Consider the following 16,688-nt stretch of genomic DNA (forward strand, 5'->3'; position numbering starts at 1 on the left):
GACAAGCTAACCAGCCGATTCCCGTGACATCCGACACTGACACTCCCGCCAGTCGCCTCGTGATCGATGCGGTGCGCGCGGCGTTTGCCGATGTCCCGGCTTCCATCGATAACCCCGTCGCCGTCGCGTTCAGCGGCGGTCTCGACTCGACCACGCTGCTCGACGCCGCGGTCCGATGCGCGGGGCCATCGCGTGTGATTGCGTTGCACATTCATCATGGCTTGAGTCCGAACGCGGACGCATGGGCCGCGCATTGCCATGCGTTCGCGCAATCGCTGAGTGTGAGGTTTGCATCGCGACAGGTCGATGTGGTGCGCGAAGGTGGCGAGAGTCTGGAAGCTGCAGCACGAGACGCGCGTTATCGCGCGCTCGATGCGCTGTGTGAAGAGCAGGGCGCAAGCGCGCTCTGGCTTGCACATCACGCTGACGATCAGGCGGAAACTGTGTTGTTGCAATTGCTGCGCGGGGCGGGTGTGGCCGGGCTCGCCGCGATGGCGCCGCAGCGTGCCGATGGTGCATCGGTTCAACGCGTGCGGCCGTTCCTGCACTTGTTGCGCGCCCAACTCGAGCATTACGCGCACGAGCGTGACCTGCGCTGGATCGACGACGAATCCAACGCCGATACCCGTTATGCCCGCAACGCGCTGCGTCACGACGTACTGCCGGCGCTGGCCGTCCATTTCCCCGGTTTCCGCGATGCGCTCGCGCGGACCGCGTCGCATGCGGCGTCGGCGCAAAGGTTGCTCGATGAACTCGCGCGTATCGATATGGCCTCGGCCGAGGGCGACGATGAGGGTGCGCTGAGTTTATCGGCGGTACTCGCTTTCGACGATGAGCGCGCGATCAACCTGTTGCGTTACTGGATGCGTTCGCTCGGGCTTCAGGCGGCATCGGCGGCGCGGATTGGCGAAGTGTTGCGGCAATTGCGCGATGCCGCGGTTTCCCGCGATGGCCACGCGCTGCGCATCGATCACGCGGGATTTTGCCTGCGGGCGTATCGCGATGCGATCTTCTGGGAAAAGGGCGATAGCGCGGACCCCGCCGATCTTGACGAAGGCGCGAACCCCGCGCGCATGGCGAGCGTGCTGAACTGGAATGGCGAAAGCGTCTGGCGCCTGCCGCATTGGCGGGGGACGTTTGTATTCGAGCCGGTTGCGCAAGACGATGCGGACGCGATTCCCGAGGCCACGCTGCGCGCCGCGCCGCTTTGCGCGCGTTCGCGCGCGGGCGGCGAGCGTTTGCGTTTATCGGCGGACGGGCCGGGCCGGACCCTGAAAAACCTGTTTCAGGAGCGCGGCGTGCCGGGCTGGAAACGCGACGTGCCGCTGGTGTTTCTCGGCGAGACCTTGCTGTTCGTACCGGCGATTGGTGTCAATCGAGGGTGTCCGCAAGCGAGCGGCGAGGGTGGATATCGGCGGATTGTGTGGCAACCGGACCTGGTGATTGCCTGAGAGCGCGTCTGGCTGTTCCAGGACCGTATCCAACACGCGCAAAGTACTCTGTCCCCGATTTTTCACCGCTGCGCGGACGAGCATGAATTCCGGTCAGCTTTCTTTCGCGACGCCCATCCGCGGGCCGCAAAACGGGTCGAATCGCCCGTTCCGGCTTGTGTTTTAACCCTCGATCGGGTACGTTTACCGGTTTCCCGCAACGCTTTTCAAGCAGCTTTTCCGTCCAGAAGACGCGTTTTTAGCCGCCAGAATTGCATTTTGCGTGCGAGCCAACCTTGCGCGCGCGGCCACCGCGCTTCGTCGTCACGCTTAAGTCGTCGATCGCACCGATCCAGAGTTTGCTTGTGTTTTCGTCAAGCCGGCTTCTGATGCATTACGTGAACCACGTGCAGTACGCGGCGCATCACACGGCGCGCCAGCGCGGCATTTCCTCCTGTTCAAAACGACAATGGCACTCATCGTACATAAATACGGCGGCACTTCGATGGGCTCGGTCGAGCGCATCAAGAACGTCGCCAAGCGCGTCGCGAAATGGCACAAGGCCGGCCACAAGATGGTCGTCGTCCCGTCGGCCATGTCCGGCGAAACGAACCGCCTGCTCGGCCTCGCGCGCGAAATCACCGCACACCCCGACCCGCGCGAACTCGACATGATCGCCTCCACGGGCGAACAAGTGAGCGTCGGCCTGCTCGCGATTGCGTTGCAAGCCGAAGGGCTTGAAGCGGTCAGCTACGCCGGCTGGCAAGTACCGATCAAGACGGACAGCGCGTTCACGAAAGCACGCATCAACGACATCGACGGCACGCGCGTGCTGGCCGATCTCGACGCGGGCAAAGTCGTGGTGGTCACGGGCTTCCAGGGTGTTGACCCGGACGGGCATATCGCCACGCTGGGACGCGGCGGTTCGGACACGTCGGCGGTTGCGATCGCGGCGGCGTTGAAAGCCGACGAATGCCTGATCTATACGGACGTGGATGGCGTCTACACCACCGATCCACGCGTGGTGGAAGAAGCGCGCCGGCTGGATCGCGTGACGTTTGAGGAAATGCTGGAAATGGCGAGCCTCGGATCGAAGGTGCTGCAGATCCGTTCGGTGGAATTCGCCGGCAAATATCAGGTCAAGACGCGCGTGTTGTCGAGCCTGACGGACCCGTTGATTCCGCTCGAAACCGAAATGCGCTCGGGCACCCTGATTACTTTTGAAGAAGACGAGACCATGGAAAAAGCTGTTATCTCGGGCATCGCATTTCAGCGCGACGAAGCGCGTATTGCCGTGATGGGCGTTCCCGACAAGCCGGGCATCGCGTACCAGATCCTCGGGCCGGTGGCCGATGCGAATATCGACATCGACATGATCATCCAGAACACGAGCGTGGACGGCAAGACCGACTTCACGTTCACGGTCGGCCGCGGCGATTACGCGCACGCCATGGAGATCCTGACGAACCAGGTGAAGGATCACGTCAAGGCCGAGCAGGTGCGCGGCGATCCGAAGGTGTCGAAGGTTTCGGTGGTCGGCGTGGGTATGCGTTCGCATGTGGGGATCGCGAGCACGATGTTCCGTACGCTGGCGGAAGAGGGCATCAACATCCAGATGATTTCGACGTCCGAAATCAAGATCTCGGTGCTTATCGACGAAAAGTACACCGAGCTCGCCGTGCGCGCGCTGCATAAGGTGTTCGAACTGGATCGCGGGTAAAGAAGCGTGTAGCAGCGTGGGTGCGTGAGAGCTTGGAGTGCGGGTTTTTGCTGGATTCGAAATAAGCTGCGGGACGCTGTTCGATGACTGTGCAATGCACTTCACGAGATGAAAAATTTTGTCTCATGAAATTGACCAGCGGCGGCTAACCCGCTATCATCTTGGCTTCGTCGCGCTGCCTCCCGCGCGACAAAAAGTGCAGGAGACGTGGCCGAGAGGTTGAAGGTACTCCCCTGCTAAGGGAGCATCTGGGCTAAAACCTGGATCGAGGGTTCGAATCCCTCCGTCTCCGCCAGAAGGATGCAGACCCCCGTAAGTCTTAGGACTTACGGGGGTTTTGTTTTTTCGAGGAACAAAGACGATGATTCAACGCAATCCTCCCCATCCCGGCTCGCTGCTGCGCGAGGATGTTTTGCCGGCCCTGGGCTTGACGGTAAGCGAGGCGGCCGAGCAACTCGGCGTGTCCCGTGCGACCCTCTCACGGGTTATCAATGAGCATGCTGCTATCAGCCCGGAGATGGCTGCCAGGCTCGAACAGTGGACAACCGGACCATCCGCGCTCGGCTGGTTGCAAATGCAAGTCAAATACGACATGTGGCAACTTCGCGCGAAGGGCATTCCGAAGGTTGCTCCGGCTCGTCCTGGCGTGCATGCCCAAGCTGCTTAAATATCAGTTGCACACAGGAAACGCCGCACGCACGATCTATTGACTCAACCGGTGAGTAGTCAGTCCACCGGCTCAGGATGCTTCGTTAGGCTAAGTAACGAAGCGGGAGTGTGCCGCTAAACGTTGAATGGCCGATTGCATCGACTGCAGCCCGCCTCATCGCCTCAACGCCGCCGCAGTCGTTTCATCCGCTGGAAAAAACAACTCGATCGCCAACTCGGACAACGTGACATCGACCGGCGTACCGAACATCAGTGTCGTGCTGATGAACGACAACTGCCCTGCAGCCGTGCTCAACACGAACGGAATGGCGATAGAAGATTCCACCGCGTCATCCCGACCCGATCCGCCCGGATAACGCTTCAACTCATCGCGCAACGCGATCAATTGCGGATCGGCCGTGAGACTGATTTGACGCTCCAGTCGCTCCAGCAAATGCCCACGCCATTGCCCCAGATTCACAATCTTCGGTGCTAATCCTCGCGGATGCAAACTCAAGCGCAACACATTCACCGGCGGTTCGAGCAACGACGGATCAGCATCGGCAATCAGCGCAGCCACAGCACCATTTGCCGACACCAGATTCCAATGCCGGTCGATAGCCAGTGCCGGATAAGGCTCTTGCCCCTTCAAAACCTGCTCGACTGCAGCACGCGCGGGCTGCATCGATTGATCAGTGAGTGAGCGTTCCTGGAACACCGGCGCAAACCCGGCCGCCGTCAACAACTGGTTGCGCTCGCGCAGCGGCACATCCAGATACTCGGCGAGCCTGAGCACCATCGCGCGGCTCGGCGTGGCGCGACCCGTTTCGATAAAACTCAGATGCCGGCTCGAAATCTCCGCCTCGTTGGCCAGATAAAGCTGGCTCATACGCCGTCGTTCGCGCCAGTGCTTGATCAGTGGGCCGATAGGAACAGCCGTCGCAGTCAATGTGTTCATGGTTCTACCTTATCAAACCGGCGCACGCCGCTCCATTACCTCCCGGGTAATCGACCGACGTCATGCTTGTCCCGATGATTGATTCCAGGCCGCGCTAACCCAGTCCGGCCATCGCCTGGAAGACTTTCCGAGGAAGGAGGGAATCATGACTGAGTATGACGTTCTGGTGAGCCGTTATATCGATACATGGAGCGAGACGAATCCGTCTCGCCGCAACGCTCTGGCCGGGCAGGTTTTGCTCGAGGGCGCCCGCTACGCCGACCCGATGATGAGCAGCACAGGCCCAAAGGAATTTGCCGCGATGATTGGCGCGTTTCAGGCGCAGATGCCGGGGTTGACGTTCGAGCGTGTCGGCGGGATCGATGCGACGGGCGCGATGGTGCGCTTCAGTTGGCGTTTGATCGACGCCAGCGGGCGGCAGTTTGCGAGTGGTACGGACATCGGCGAATTTTCCATCGATGGACGGTTCGCCGGCATTACCGGTTTTCTCGACAGCACGCTGATGGGCCAGCAATGGTCCGTCGAGAAGTACGCCGCTTTCTGGAGCGCGCCGGATTTCGGCAAGCCGAGCGATGAACTCGCGGCGGATATCGAGGGATATTGGCCGGGACTGCAGGAGCCTTTGAAGGGCGTGGAAGCCTACGTTCGCCCGCTACATGAACTGCTGCGCCACGTTCCGGATTTCAGGCTGGAAGTGGCCGACTACGCGAGTCGCGGCGATACGGTCTTCATACGCTGGATTGCAACGGGTACCCACGGCGACATGCCGCTTCGCTTCGAAGGGGTGGACTGCGTTCGTCACAGGAGTGGCCAGGTTTATGAGAACCGGATCTACTGCGATCATCCGCTGATTCAGGCGTTGAACCGGTAGCAGAATTGGCAGCTCGACGGGCTGCCGATTTCTCTCCCGCCGGCGAGGGTGTCCCGCTCCGAAAACGCGATGTCTTGTCATTGCATCACAAGCGAACCATCGAACTCAGAGTTCGTCGTCGTCCAGTTCGTCGGCTCCGTGCGAGTCCGTTTGCCCCGTTTCGCCGCGCACCGCCCGCCGCTTTCGCTGCACATGGTAGGCAGTCAGCACCGCGTGCACGACCATGTCCAGCGCCGGTTTCGCGTTGCCTTGCTTGTCCGTCCAGGTCTTCGGCGTAAGTGCGCCGGCAAGCGAGACGCTGTCGCCGTCATCGAGCGCCTGGAGCGCTTCCTTGACGGTGTCGTCGAAGGCGATCACGTTCACGAACAGGCTCTCGCCATCGCCGGCCGCGGCACGAACCCGGCATGTCACGAAGTGCGTGCCGTGCTGACCGGTGCGCACTTGCGCCGTGCCATAGAGACGTCCGGAAACCAGGCCATCGATCATGGTGTGCCCCTTCAAAATTCACCGATTGTCTCATTGCAAGCAGGCGTTTCGCTGCCGAATGCATTGGATGGTGTTTTAAAAAGCGCCTGACTGCGGGTTCGGGCTGAATCGAGTGTTCAACCGGTTTGGAACTTGATCGGCCTCGATGAGCATTGCGCGCTCGACGTCCCGTCTACTTCCGCTTCGCCTCTTCGAGACACGCTGCCAGCTTCTCGAAATACTCGAGTGCCTTGCGCGTGGGTACGACGGTCTTGGTCCTCAGATCCGTACTCGATTCGTCCACTGAGACGAGTCCTTCCCGTCTCAAGCGCGCGAGCTTGCGATGCACCGTCGCCGGCGCACCCGCAATCGATAACGCCATTGTCTCGGTCACAGTCAGCGTACGCCCGGCGTGCCAGGCCGCTGTCAGCGCTTCGAGCAGACGTTCTTCGGCGGCATCGAGTTTCGGAACGGACGGCAATGCCTGTACAGCCTGAGCGAGGTTCAGGAAGCGAAAATAGGTATCGACAAGGTGTTTTTTTGCCATGGCGGCGGACTTGAGATGCATCCGTGAATCATAGCATCGGCCACTAAACCGCCCTTCCTTAATACCGCCTTCAAAACACCTTATCATTTTGATAATTAAATGTTACGATTTACGAAAGAGGGCGCTTACCGACGTAATGAAGTAACGCGCAACTAGACCTGAGAGCCACAAAAAAAAGAGCACGTTGCCCTGCGATGGACGCTGGGCAACGTAGCCAATTGAACGATCATGATGGCTTCAGACAAGCATCGCGAAGCGGCGACGGCGGGGCGTTTTAGCGCGCAATATGCCGACGGCGAAATCGCGCAGCTTCATGAATCCTTTGACGTTGCCTGATCGCCGCCAGCGACGTAACCGCTAACGTTATGACACGGCAATTCAGCGTCAGCGCGAGGCCCGATGCATCGACGCATGCATTCGCGTGACAAACCATAAGCCCAGCTTCAGCGTATAGATGATCATGAGGGTCCCGCTCAGATCGCCAATGAACATCACGAGAAAACGTTCACCGATGTTTTCAGTGTCTCCGCTCAATGCAATCCAGGCCTGTTGCATGGCAGGGCCGGCAAGCGAATAGAGCAGGATCAGAACTAGCAGACGTCCGGCCGTGAGATTCGAGAGTGATGTGCTGAGTCCAAGTTTGCGTGTGGCGAAGAGATACACGAGATACGGTGCGAGCGCAGAGATAATGCCGCCGAAAGTCGCGCGAACCGGGTCGTTCGGGAAGTAGTAGAAAAAACAACTGGTCAACGACGCTATTAGTATGCCGATTGCGCCAAGCGCGCCGAATAACAGCGTGCATAAAAGGCGTATGCCGGCGGGCAGGTAAATCCAGTTGACGCCGCGCACGAATTCCGAATGCCGGAAGATCCATTCGTTCGCGACCAGCGTGAGCAGGAATACGAAAGTGGTGCCGCAGACCACGGCGAGGCGATGGCGGATGTTCATGGACAAATCAGAAGGCAAACTCGATTGCACGCGGGGCAAAGATCGCGAACCTTGATCGGGCCGCGGCAGGTGATGAACGATAAGTGCTGTAGGGATGAATTCTATCAGCGCGCATCGAATCTATTCGCGCCTATACGCCGAGCGGCCCGGTGCCTCTCGACGCGAGAGGGCGCTCAGCGAAAGAAATCTTGTGTCACATGGTGTTGGTAGCCGTAATTCGGAGTTACCGACTTGAAACATTTCGGCGGAGTCATTCCGCTAAGATTTACCTCAACAAAACCTATTTAGTTGAGGTGCACTTCAAATGAACAACAAACTGAAGACTTCCATTTTTGCCGGCGCGATCGCCATCGGGGCGCTCGGAGTGTCCGGTGCGGCAATGGCTCAAGTGCGTCTTGGTATCAATATCGGCGTGCCTGCACCCGTCTACGTGGCTCCGCAACCGGTCTATGCACCGCCGCCTCCGCCCGTCGTCTACGCACCGCCGCCGGTGTATGCAGCGCCGGTTGTGGTGATTGGCTGGCACGGCGATCGTTATTGGGACGGCCGCCGTTATTGGAATCGTCACGACTGGTACCGCTATCACGGTGGCCCGCGATATGGCGACCATCGCGGCTGGAATTAAAGACTAGACGCTATAAACCACATTGTCAGGCATTCAGCGCAAAGGCCATCCGGCTCAAACCGGATGGCCTTCGTTTTTCCCGCGCCCGCAATAACCGCTCAGCCTGATGCCGTCCCGTCCGCCATTTCCCGCGATGTAACAAAAAGTAAGCTTTCAGCAGACAATACCTTTACGCAGAAGAACAGCTTACAAAGTTGAAGTACCGGATCGAATGCGATCCGCTATATTCGCTTCCACCTGAACAATGATGGCCAGAGGCGCGCCTTACATGAACAAGATCAAAAGCATCCGGATTCTGACTGGCATCGCTGGTCTGTGCCTCGCCACGATGTCCGGTCTTGCCCACGCCGGCGGCGTGAGCGTGGGCATCAACATCGGTATTCCTGCGCCGATCTATGTGGCGCCGCAGCCTTACTACGCGCCACCGCCGCCAGTCATCTATCAGCCGCAGCCTTACTACGCGCCGCCGCCGGTGGTGATCGGCTGGTATGGCAACCGCTACTACGATGGCCGCCGCTATTGGAGTCGTGACGATTGGTATCGGCGAAATGGCGGGCGTCCGAACTACGGACCGTCGTATGGTCATGGCGGTCCGGGACACGGACACGGTGGCGGCGGTGATCGCGGCAACCATGGTGATCACGGCAATCACGGCGGAAATCGCGGCCATAACGACTACCGCAATTAAACGCCCGGGCATCAAAAAAAGGCCGTCCCGCGCAAGCGGGACGGCCTTTTTGACTTCATCGACGGCTAAAGGATGGCCTTCGTCCGGATGCTATTCCGCCGCCTGAGCGGCCATTCCGCCGACGACCGCATTAAAGCCGCTATCGACGTGGATAATCTCGGCGCTCACGCCGCCTGCCAGATCCGACAATAGGAATGCCGCCACATTGCCGACCTGGTCGATGGTCACATTGCGCCGCAACGGCGCGTTGTTCTCGACGAACTCCAGAATCTTGCCGAAACCCTTGATGCCGCTGGCCGCCAGCGTCTTGATCGGACCTGCCGAGATGCCGTTCACGCGCACCCCCTTTTCCCCCAGCGATGCCGCCAGATAACGCACGCTGGCTTCGAGCGACGCCTTCGCCAGACCCATCGTGTTGTAGTTCGGAATCGCGCGCTCGGCGCCCAGATAGCTGAGCGTGAGCAGCGAGGCATCGGCGGACAGCATCGATTGCGCGGCCTTGGCGAGCGCCGGGAAGCTGTACGCGGAAATATCGTGGGCGATGCGGAAGTTCTCGCGCGTCATGCCATCGAGGAAATTTCCCGCGATCGCTTCGCGCGGCGCAAAGCCGATGGAATGCACGAGACCGTCGAGCGTGTCCCAGCGTTCTTTCAGCGAGACGAACAGGGCGTCGATCTGGGCGTCGTCGCCCACGTCGCACGGGAACACGAGGTCGCTGCCGAATTCGGTCGCGAACTCGGTGATGCGGTCCTTGAAGCGCTCACCCACGTAGGTGAATGCGAGTTCGGCGCCTTCGCGCTTGCAAGCTGCCGCGATACCGTAGGCGATCGAGCGGTTCGACAGCAAGCCCGTCAGCAGAATCCGTTTTCCAGCGAGAAATCCCATGAATGCTCCTTAAGAAGTCGATATCGCACATGCCCGGACTGAGCGCGCGCAAGCCGTGCGCACGTCGTTACAATGCCCGGGACAGTGGTTTTAGTAGAATTCTCTCACATCGCTCAAGGCGGGCCATGCCTGGCGGCCCTTCGGCTGTCCTTTAACGGCCTTGTAACGGCCCTAAGGCGGCAAGCTGTTTTTCCAATCATCGCTTCACTGGTACACATAAAGGCACTCATGGCGACTGGCTCCCGACGGGTCCTCGGTCTTCTGTTTGGCAGCTTGCTGATCGGCTTCGGCGGGCTCGCAGTACCGAAAGCGGCGCTGGCCGTGTACGCCATCGCGCAGTACGGCGAGCCGAAATATCCAGCCGGTTTCAAGCACTTCGATTACGTGAATCCCGACGCGCCACGCGGCGGCACGCTTGTTCTGGCGAACCCGAACCGCCTCACGAGCTTCGATAAATTCAACCCGTTCACCCTGCGCGGCAACCCAGCGCCCGGGCTCGGGTACATGTTCGAGAGTTTGACAACGGGCAGCCTCGACGAGGTATCGACGGCTTACGGTCTTCTCGCCGACGACATCAACGTCGCGCCCGACGGTCTTTCCGCGACGTTCCACATCAACCCGAAAGCGCGTTTTTCGAACGGTGATCCGGTCCTGGCCGAGGACGTCAAATACTCGTTCGAGACGCTGAAAAGCCCGCAGGCCGCGCCACAATACTCGGTGTATTTTGGCCAGATCGCGCGCGCAGTCATTCTCGATCCGCTGACCATTCGCTTCGACTTCAAAGAGCGCACGCGGGAGATGCCGTTCATCGCGGGCGGGATTCCTGTGTTTTCGCACAAGTGGGGCATGAAGCCCGACGGCAGTCACGTTCCCTTCGATCAACTCGCGTTCCAAAAGCCCGTAGGCAGCGGGCCGTATCTCATCGAACAGTATGACAACGGCCGCACGATTACCTACAAGCGCGCCCCGGCGTATTGGGGCAACGCGCTGCCGGTGCGTGCAGGCACGTACAACTTCGAGCGCATTACGTACAAGCTTTATTCGGACGGCGTTGCGCGGCTCGAGGCGTTCAAGGCCGGCGAGTACGACGCGCTGGTCGAATATATTGCGCGTAACTGGGTGCGTCGCGACATCGGCAAACGCTTCGACAACGGCGAGCTGATCAAGCGCGAATTCCGCAATCACAACGGCACGGGCATGCAGGGTTTTTTCGTCAACCTGCGACGGCCGATTTTCCAGGACGTGCGCGTGCGCCAGGCGCTCGATCTTGCGTTCGACTTCCAGTGGCTGAACCGGCAATTGTTTTTCGGCCAGTACACGCGCATCGACAGCTTCTTCGCGAACACGGATCTGCAAGCCACAGGCAAGCCGAGCGTGGGCGAACTCGCGATCCTCTCGCCATTTCGCGCACAACTCGACCCCTCGGTGTTCGGCGACATGGTGAAGCAGCCGGACACCGATCCGCCCGGTTCATTGCGCGCGAACCTGATCAAGGCGCGCAAGCTGCTGGCCGATGCGGGCTGGACGTATCGGGACAATGCTTTGCGTAACGCGAAGGGCGAGCCGTTCGTGTTCGAGATTCTCGACGACTCGGGCGGCGGGGCGTCGATGGAACCTGTCGTCGCCACGTTCCAGCGCAACTTGCAGAAGCTCGGGATTGTCGCGAACTTCCGGACGGTCGACTTTGCGCTGATCCAGAAGCGGCTGGACGCCTTCGACTTCGACGTAACCAGCTTGCGCATGCCCGACGTGCAGATTCCCGGCACGGAACAGGAGACGCGTTTTGGCAGCAAATCGGCGGATCAGCAGGGCTCGGACAACATCGTGGGCCTGAAGTCGCCGGCGGTGGACTCGATCGTGCATACGTTGATCGGTGCCCAGACGCGCGAACAACTACTCGATGCAACCCACGCGCTCGATCGGGTCCTGATGCACGGTTATTATGTGATTCCACATTGGTACACAGCTTCGCACCGGGTGGCGTATCGCAACACGCTTGCGTATCCGGCGACCTTGCCGCTGTACTACACCGCCGAAGACTGGATCACATCGACGTGGTGGTTCAAGCCGGCCGCGTCGACGTCATCTGCTGCAGCCGAGAAGTAAATCCACGCATTCACTCACTCAAGCACTCACTCAAGCGGACCGCGCCCATGTGGAGCTATATCCTCAAACGAATCTTGCTGATGATCCCGACCTTGCTCGGCGTCCTCACGCTTACGTTCGCCGTGATCCAGTTCGTGCCCGGCGGACCGGTTGAACAAGCCGTCCATGAATTGCGGCGCGGTGAGCAAAGCACGAGCTTTGGCATGCGCATGCATACCGGCGTGGATGCGCAGCAAGTCGCGCAACTTCGCGCGCTGTATGGTTTCGATAAACCGCCGCTCGAGCGCTACTGGCTGATGCTCGGCCGCTTCGCCCGTTTCGATCTCGGCGATAGCTATTTCCGTCATCAAAGCGTGTGGTCGCTGATTGTGTCGAAGCTGCCGGTGTCGATCAGCATCGGCGTGTGGACGTTCTTTATTACGTATCTGATTTCGGTGCCGCTCGGGATTGCGAAGGCGGTGCGCAACGGTTCCACCTTCGATGTCACGACAAGTCTGCTTGTACTCGTCGGCTTCGCTATCCCTGGCTTTGTGCTCGGTGTTTTGCTGCTGGTGCTGTTCGGCGGAGGGTCCTTCTGGCAACTGTTTCCGCTGCGCAATCTCACCTCCGATAACTGGGCGGCCTTGAGCATCGGCGGGAAGATTGCCGACTACTTGTGGCACATCACGTTGCCCATCGTGGCGTCGGTGGTGGGCAGTTTCGCGGTCATCACCATGCTGACCAAGAACGCGTTCCTCGATGAAATCCGCAAGCAATATGTGCTGACGGCGAGGGCGAAGGGGTTATCGGAGAGGAGCGTGCTTTGGAAGCACATCTTCCGCAACGCGTTGTTGCCGCTGATCGTCGGTTTTCCGGGCGCGTTCATCGGGGCGTTCTTTACAGGCAGTTTGCTGATAGAAACGCTTTTTTCACTCGATGGCCTCGGCCTGCTTTCCTACGAGTCCGTCGTGCGGCGCGATTATCCGGTCGTGCTCGGCACGCTGTATCTTTTCACGCTGATCGGCCTTGCCACCAAGCTGATCTCCGACCTTTGCTACGTTTGGGTCGATCCGCGCATTCAATTCGAACAACTGGAGCGCTGAGTTGAACCGTTCCCTGCTCCGTACGCCTCAAGACAGCGACGCCCAGCCGCTCAGCGTTCCTGTGTCCGTCACGCCAGGTCAACGCGTCTGGCAACGTTTTAAACGCAACCGGCTGGGTTACTGGAGCCTCGTGATTTTCGTGATTGCGTTCGCGATCAGCCTCGCGGGACCGCTCTGGTCGAATGACAAACCGCTGGTCGTGCGCTATGAAGGGCATCTTTATTTCCCGCTGGTAAAGACGTACGCGGAGAACACGTTCGGCGGCGATTTTCCGACGCCGGCGGATTACCTCGATCCGTATATTCGCGACCGTTTCAGTCAGGGCGGTAACTTCGCCGTTTATCCGCCGAACCACTATTACTACGACACGCTCAACTACTTTTCGAAGGCTTCGAATCCGGCGCCGCCATCGCGTGAAAACTGGCTCGGCACCGACGACCGCGGCCGCGATGTGTTCGCGCGGCTGCTCTATGGCTTTCGCGTATCAGTCATCTTCGCGCTGGTTTTGACGGCGATAGGCACGGTGCTCGGTTTGTTGGCCGGCGCGGTGCAGGGTTACTTCGGCGGGCGTACGGACCTGACCGGGCAGCGTCTGATCGAGATATGGAGTGCGTTGCCCGAGTTGTATTTGCTGATCATCTTCGCGTCCATTTTCGAGCCGAGCTTGCTGCTGCTCGTCATCTTGCTTTCGTTGTTCGGCTGGATCGGTTTATCGGATTACGTGCGCGCCGAGTTCCTGCGCAACCGCACGCAAGACTACGTGCGCGCGGCGCGGGCGATGGGTTTATCGAATGCCCAGATTATCTGGCGTCACATCCTGCCGAACAGTCTTACGCCTGTCATTACCTTCCTTCCATTTCGTATGAGCGGGGCGATCCTTGCGCTGACGAGCCTCGATTTTCTCGGCCTCGGCGTGCCGCCGCCTACGCCTTCGTTAGGCGAATTGCTCGCGCAAGGCAAGGCGAATCTCGACGCCTGGTGGATCTCGCTGTCCACCTTCGGCGTGCTGGTCGCGACCTTGTTGCTACTCACATTCATGGGCGACGCGCTGCGTAACGCGCTCGACACTCGCATCTCCGATGCCATCAAAGCCGGAGGTGGAAAATGAGCGCGCCGTTGCTTGAAATCGCAGATCTGCGGGTGCGCTTTGGCGACACCATGGCCGTCGATGGCGTGAATCTCACGATCGAAGCCGGCGAGCGCGTAGCGCTGGTCGGCGAATCGGGATCGGGCAAGAGCGTGACGGCGCTATCGATCCTGCGGCTTTTACGCGATGCCGACCTGACCGGCTCGATCCGCTTCGACGGCCAGGAACTGCTCCCGAAGAACGAATCGGAAATGCGCAAACTCCGTGGCTCCGATATCGCGATGATCTTCCAGGAGCCGATGACCGCGCTGAACCCGCTGTACACCATCGGCGACCAGATTGTGGAGACGATCGTGCTGCACGACGGCGTGTCCGCTCGCGACGCCCGCCGCCGGGCGATCGACTTGCTCGCGCGCACGGGCATTACGGAGCCGGAAAAGCGCATCGACCGATACGCGCATCAACTGTCGGGCGGACAACGCCAGCGCGCGATGATCGCGATGGCGCTGGCGTGCCGGCCGCGCCTGCTTCTCGCCGATGAACCCACGACTGCGCTCGACGTGACGATCCGCGCGCAGATCGTGGAATTGCTGCTGGAACTGCAACGCGACGAAGCCGCGTCGCGCGGCATGGCCGTCCTGCTGATCACGCACGATCTCAACCTCGTGCGTAAATTCGCGCAGCGTGTCGCGGTGATGGAACAGGGCGTGCTGGTTGAGAGCGGACCGGTGCAGAACATATTCGCGTCGCCGCAACATCCTTATACGGTGCGTTTGCTGGAGAGCAAGCCGGAGCGCACGGTGTTGCCGGTGCTGCCGCTGTCGCCCGTGTTGCTCGACGCGCAGGAAGTATCTGTGGAATTCGCGACGAAAACGCCGGGTGTGGGCGGCTGGTTCCGGCGCGGCGCGTTCAAGGCAGTGGATCGCGTATCGGTGACCGTTCGGCAGGGTGAAACGCTCGGCATTGTCGGCGAGTCGGGGTCGGGAAAATCCACGCTCGCGATGGCGTTGCTCGGACTGCAGCGTACGTCGCACGGCAAGGTGGAGTTCCAGGGGCGCCTGCTTGGCGATTATCGGGGCCGCGAAAAGACCGTTCTGCGATCGAATATGCAGGTGGTGTTTCAGGACCCGTACAGCTCGCTCTCGCCACGTCAGACGATTGAGCGAATAGTGGGCGAGGGACTGGCGCTGCATCGTCCGGAACTCGATGCCACAGCGCGCCACGCCAAGGTGGTGGCGGTTCTGCGCGAAGTCGGGATGGACAGGACGGCGTTGAACCGATACCCGCACGAGTTCTCCGGCGGACAGCGCCAGCGCATCGCAATTGCCCGTGCGCTGGTGCTCGAACCGCGCATTCTGATCCTCGACGAACCCACAAGTGCGCTCGATGTGTCAATTCAGCATCAAGTTTTACAGCTTCTTGCCGATATACAACGGAAGTACAACCTGGGTTACGTGTTCATCAGCCATGACCTGGAGGTCATCGGCGCAATGGCGCATCGGGTTGTGGTGATGCAGAACGGAACTGTCGTGGAAACCGGTGATGTGGAGAATATTTTTGCCATGCCGTCCCACGAATACACAAGAAAGCTGCTGAAAGCCGCGATCGCGGCCTAATTTTCACCAATTAGGTGCGTATCTCAATTGAATTTTTCTATGCCTTTTGACATGTAAATAATATCTGGCTAGTATCAAGCCAACTTTTCCGCATGATCCTGATTTTTCAGTCTTTTTCACCAAAAACTACCGACCGATGCAGCAATTAACTTTGACTCAGACATGCGCGCGAGCAGCAGCCAGCATGTTGATCGGCCTGATGATGACAGCAACTTCCGGTGCGTTCGCCGACGAAGTCAACAGTTCAAGCCAAAATGCCAGCAATGGCCTGTTTTCGTCGTCGAAAGCAGCTAACGACATTTATCCCGTTGCCGACTCGGGCAATGTGACAAGCAACTCATCCAGCGGCACGCGTTCATTTCTTTCCGGCATGGCGAGCAAGGCGGGCGACGTTGTCGTTGGCGCGCTCAATATGATCGGCGTGCGTTATCGCTGGGGTGGCAATACACCTGATTCCGGTCTCGATTGCAGTGGTTTTGTGCGCTACGTGTTCCAGGACACGTTGGGCATGACGCTGCCGCGGCGCGCGGAAGAAATGAGCCGGATGGGCGAGAAAGTTCGCGTGAGCGAGCTGAAACCGGGTGATCTCGTGTTTTTCAACACGATGCGTCGTTCGTTCTCGCATGTCGGGATTTATATCGGCGACAACAAGTTTGTTCATTCGCCGTCCACGGGCAGCACGATCCGTGTAGACGACATGGACAACAGTTATTGGGAAAAGCGGTATACGGGCGCTCGGCGTGTTGAAGCGACCTTCCCAATTGACGGTGTCGATCTGCGCCAGCGTGTCAGCGCCACGATTGGTAACAACAGCAACTAAGTTGTTGGTATCGATCTGACCGGTTGCTGCTGACAGGTCTGCAGTACAAAAGCCTGCCTTCCAAAAGAAGACGGGCTTTTGTCGTTGGTGGAAAAGATGGTGTACGCGCTGTAGATGAGCCTGGAGTAATGGTCTGCCATCGCCGCGTTTCCGCGCCGCAGCGCCGATGCCCGCTAAGTACAAACTTTGACA

16 protein-coding genes and 1 tRNA gene are annotated in these 16,688 nt (G+C 59.5%); 12 read left to right on the forward strand and 5 right to left on the reverse strand.

The genetic code is table 11. From position 1 onward, the window contains the following. The first annotated feature begins 23 nt into the window (after nucleotides 1-23). The 4 genes from tilS to M0D69_RS12695 all read left to right on the forward strand — a co-directional run bounded on the left by tilS (nucleotide 24) and on the right by M0D69_RS12695 (nucleotide 3,817). Nucleotides 24-1,451 carry a tRNA lysidine(34) synthetase TilS gene (gene tilS / locus M0D69_RS12680; RefSeq protein ID WP_301782349.1) on the forward strand — a complete coding sequence of 476 codons (1,428 nt, stop codon included), beginning with the start codon at nucleotides 24-26 and terminating at the stop codon, nucleotides 1,449-1,451. 448 nt (nucleotides 1,452-1,899) lie between these two features. Beyond that, on the forward strand, nucleotides 1,900-3,150 hold the full coding sequence (locus tag M0D69_RS12685) for an aspartate kinase (protein WP_047896507.1): 1,251 nt from the start codon (nucleotides 1,900-1,902) through the stop codon (nucleotides 3,148-3,150). A gap of 201 nt (nucleotides 3,151-3,351) precedes the next feature. Continuing rightward, nucleotides 3,352-3,445 (forward strand) — tRNA-Ser (locus tag M0D69_RS12690). A 66-nt stretch (nucleotides 3,446-3,511) separates the two neighbouring features. After that, nucleotides 3,512-3,817 carry a HigA family addiction module antitoxin gene (locus tag M0D69_RS12695; RefSeq protein ID WP_301782350.1) on the forward strand — a complete coding sequence of 102 codons (306 nt, stop codon included), beginning with the start codon at nucleotides 3,512-3,514 and terminating at the stop codon, nucleotides 3,815-3,817. 156 nt (nucleotides 3,818-3,973) lie between these two features. Here the strand turns inward: M0D69_RS12695 and M0D69_RS12700 are convergent, their stop codons facing one another. Beyond that, entirely contained in the window at nucleotides 3,974-4,756 is a 783-nt protein-coding gene (locus M0D69_RS12700) for a helix-turn-helix domain-containing protein (protein WP_301782351.1), read from the reverse strand. Between the two features lie 145 nt (nucleotides 4,757-4,901). Here M0D69_RS12700 and M0D69_RS12705 point away from each other — a divergent pair, with 145 nt between their 5' ends. Beyond that, a complete protein-coding gene (locus M0D69_RS12705; RefSeq protein WP_301782352.1) occupies nucleotides 4,902-5,627 on the forward strand; it encodes a nuclear transport factor 2 family protein in 726 nt (241 codons plus the stop codon). Between the two features lie 105 nt (nucleotides 5,628-5,732). Here the strand turns inward: M0D69_RS12705 and M0D69_RS12710 are convergent, their stop codons facing one another. The 3 genes from M0D69_RS12710 to M0D69_RS12720 all read right to left on the reverse strand — a co-directional run bounded on the left by M0D69_RS12710 (nucleotide 5,733) and on the right by M0D69_RS12720 (nucleotide 7,587). Continuing rightward, nucleotides 5,733-6,113 carry a single-stranded DNA-binding protein gene (locus tag M0D69_RS12710; RefSeq protein ID WP_047896543.1) on the reverse strand — a complete coding sequence of 127 codons (381 nt, stop codon included), beginning with the start codon at nucleotides 6,111-6,113 and terminating at the stop codon, nucleotides 5,733-5,735. Nucleotides 6,114-6,285: 172 nt separating this feature from the next. Then, nucleotides 6,286-6,639 carry a winged helix-turn-helix domain-containing protein gene (locus M0D69_RS12715; protein ID WP_301782353.1) on the reverse strand — a complete coding sequence of 118 codons (354 nt, stop codon included), beginning with the start codon at nucleotides 6,637-6,639 and terminating at the stop codon, nucleotides 6,286-6,288. Between the two features lie 384 nt (nucleotides 6,640-7,023). After that, nucleotides 7,024-7,587, reverse strand: a complete 564-nt coding sequence (locus tag M0D69_RS12720) for a hypothetical protein (RefSeq protein WP_301782354.1) — start codon at nucleotides 7,585-7,587, stop codon at nucleotides 7,024-7,026. Nucleotides 7,588-7,891: 304 nt separating this feature from the next. Between M0D69_RS12720 and M0D69_RS12725 the strand changes: the two genes are divergently transcribed. After that, entirely contained in the window at nucleotides 7,892-8,212 is a 321-nt protein-coding gene (locus M0D69_RS12725; RefSeq protein WP_301782355.1) for a hypothetical protein, read from the forward strand. A gap of 277 nt (nucleotides 8,213-8,489) precedes the next feature. Then, the gene (locus M0D69_RS12730) at nucleotides 8,490-8,900 is read left to right on the forward strand and encodes a hypothetical protein (protein ID WP_301782393.1); all 411 of its coding nucleotides are present in this window, start codon (nucleotides 8,490-8,492) and stop codon (nucleotides 8,898-8,900) included. 90 nt (nucleotides 8,901-8,990) lie between these two features. Here the strand turns inward: M0D69_RS12730 and fabI are convergent, their stop codons facing one another. Continuing rightward, on the reverse strand, nucleotides 8,991-9,785 hold the full coding sequence (gene fabI, locus M0D69_RS12735; protein ID WP_301782356.1) for an enoyl-ACP reductase FabI: 795 nt from the start codon (nucleotides 9,783-9,785) through the stop codon (nucleotides 8,991-8,993). A gap of 228 nt (nucleotides 9,786-10,013) precedes the next feature. Here fabI and M0D69_RS12740 point away from each other — a divergent pair, with 228 nt between their 5' ends. The 5 genes from M0D69_RS12740 (at nucleotide 10,014) to M0D69_RS12760 (ending at nucleotide 16,496) form a co-directional block, all read left to right on the forward strand. Next, on the forward strand, nucleotides 10,014-11,891 hold the full coding sequence (locus M0D69_RS12740) for an extracellular solute-binding protein (RefSeq protein ID WP_301782357.1): 1,878 nt from the start codon (nucleotides 10,014-10,016) through the stop codon (nucleotides 11,889-11,891). Nucleotides 11,892-11,938: 47 nt separating this feature from the next. Then, the gene (locus M0D69_RS12745) at nucleotides 11,939-12,973 is read left to right on the forward strand and encodes a microcin C ABC transporter permease YejB (RefSeq protein WP_301782358.1); all 1,035 of its coding nucleotides are present in this window, start codon (nucleotides 11,939-11,941) and stop codon (nucleotides 12,971-12,973) included. 1 nt (nucleotide 12,974) lies between these two features. Continuing rightward, the gene (locus M0D69_RS12750; protein WP_301782359.1) at nucleotides 12,975-14,081 is read left to right on the forward strand and encodes an ABC transporter permease; all 1,107 of its coding nucleotides are present in this window, start codon (nucleotides 12,975-12,977) and stop codon (nucleotides 14,079-14,081) included. After that, the gene (locus tag M0D69_RS12755; protein WP_301782360.1) at nucleotides 14,078-15,676 is read left to right on the forward strand and encodes an ABC transporter ATP-binding protein; all 1,599 of its coding nucleotides are present in this window, start codon (nucleotides 14,078-14,080) and stop codon (nucleotides 15,674-15,676) included. The genes M0D69_RS12750 and M0D69_RS12755 overlap by 4 nt, the downstream gene beginning before the upstream one ends. Nucleotides 15,677-15,812: 136 nt before the next feature. Continuing rightward, nucleotides 15,813-16,496 (forward strand): C40 family peptidase, encoded by a 684-nt coding sequence (locus M0D69_RS12760; protein WP_301782361.1) that lies wholly within the window; start codon nucleotides 15,813-15,815, stop codon nucleotides 16,494-16,496. Nucleotides 16,497-16,688: the final 192 nt, after the last annotated feature.

The organism is Caballeronia sp. SEWSISQ10-4 2 (genome assembly GCF_030464885.1).
Taxonomy (GTDB): Bacteria; Pseudomonadota; Gammaproteobacteria; order Burkholderiales; family Burkholderiaceae; genus Caballeronia.

Coding starts and splice junctions, on each gene's coding strand:
- M0D69_RS12685 (WP_047896507.1), top strand. CDS start 1,900: ATGGCACTCATCGTACATAAATACGGCGGCACTTCGATGGGCTCGGTC.
- M0D69_RS12695 (WP_301782350.1), top strand. CDS start 3,512: ATGATTCAACGCAATCCTCCCCATCCCGGCTCGCTGCTGCGCGAGGAT.
- M0D69_RS12700 (WP_301782351.1), bottom strand. CDS start 4,756: ATGAACACATTGACTGCGACGGCTGTTCCTATCGGCCCACTGATCAAG.
- M0D69_RS12705 (WP_301782352.1), top strand. CDS start 4,902: ATGACTGAGTATGACGTTCTGGTGAGCCGTTATATCGATACATGGAGC.
- M0D69_RS12710 (WP_047896543.1), bottom strand. CDS start 6,113: ATGATCGATGGCCTGGTTTCCGGACGTCTCTATGGCACGGCGCAAGTG.
- M0D69_RS12715 (WP_301782353.1), bottom strand. CDS start 6,639: ATGGCAAAAAAACACCTTGTCGATACCTATTTTCGCTTCCTGAACCTC.
- M0D69_RS12720 (WP_301782354.1), bottom strand. CDS start 7,587: ATGAACATCCGCCATCGCCTCGCCGTGGTCTGCGGCACCACTTTCGTA.
- M0D69_RS12725 (WP_301782355.1), top strand. CDS start 7,892: ATGAACAACAAACTGAAGACTTCCATTTTTGCCGGCGCGATCGCCATC.
- fabI (WP_301782356.1), bottom strand. CDS start 9,785: ATGGGATTTCTCGCTGGAAAACGGATTCTGCTGACGGGCTTGCTGTCG.
- M0D69_RS12740 (WP_301782357.1), top strand. CDS start 10,014: ATGGCGACTGGCTCCCGACGGGTCCTCGGTCTTCTGTTTGGCAGCTTG.
- M0D69_RS12745 (WP_301782358.1), top strand. CDS start 11,939: ATGTGGAGCTATATCCTCAAACGAATCTTGCTGATGATCCCGACCTTG.
- M0D69_RS12755 (WP_301782360.1), top strand. CDS start 14,078: ATGAGCGCGCCGTTGCTTGAAATCGCAGATCTGCGGGTGCGCTTTGGC.
- M0D69_RS12760 (WP_301782361.1), top strand. CDS start 15,813: ATGCAGCAATTAACTTTGACTCAGACATGCGCGCGAGCAGCAGCCAGC.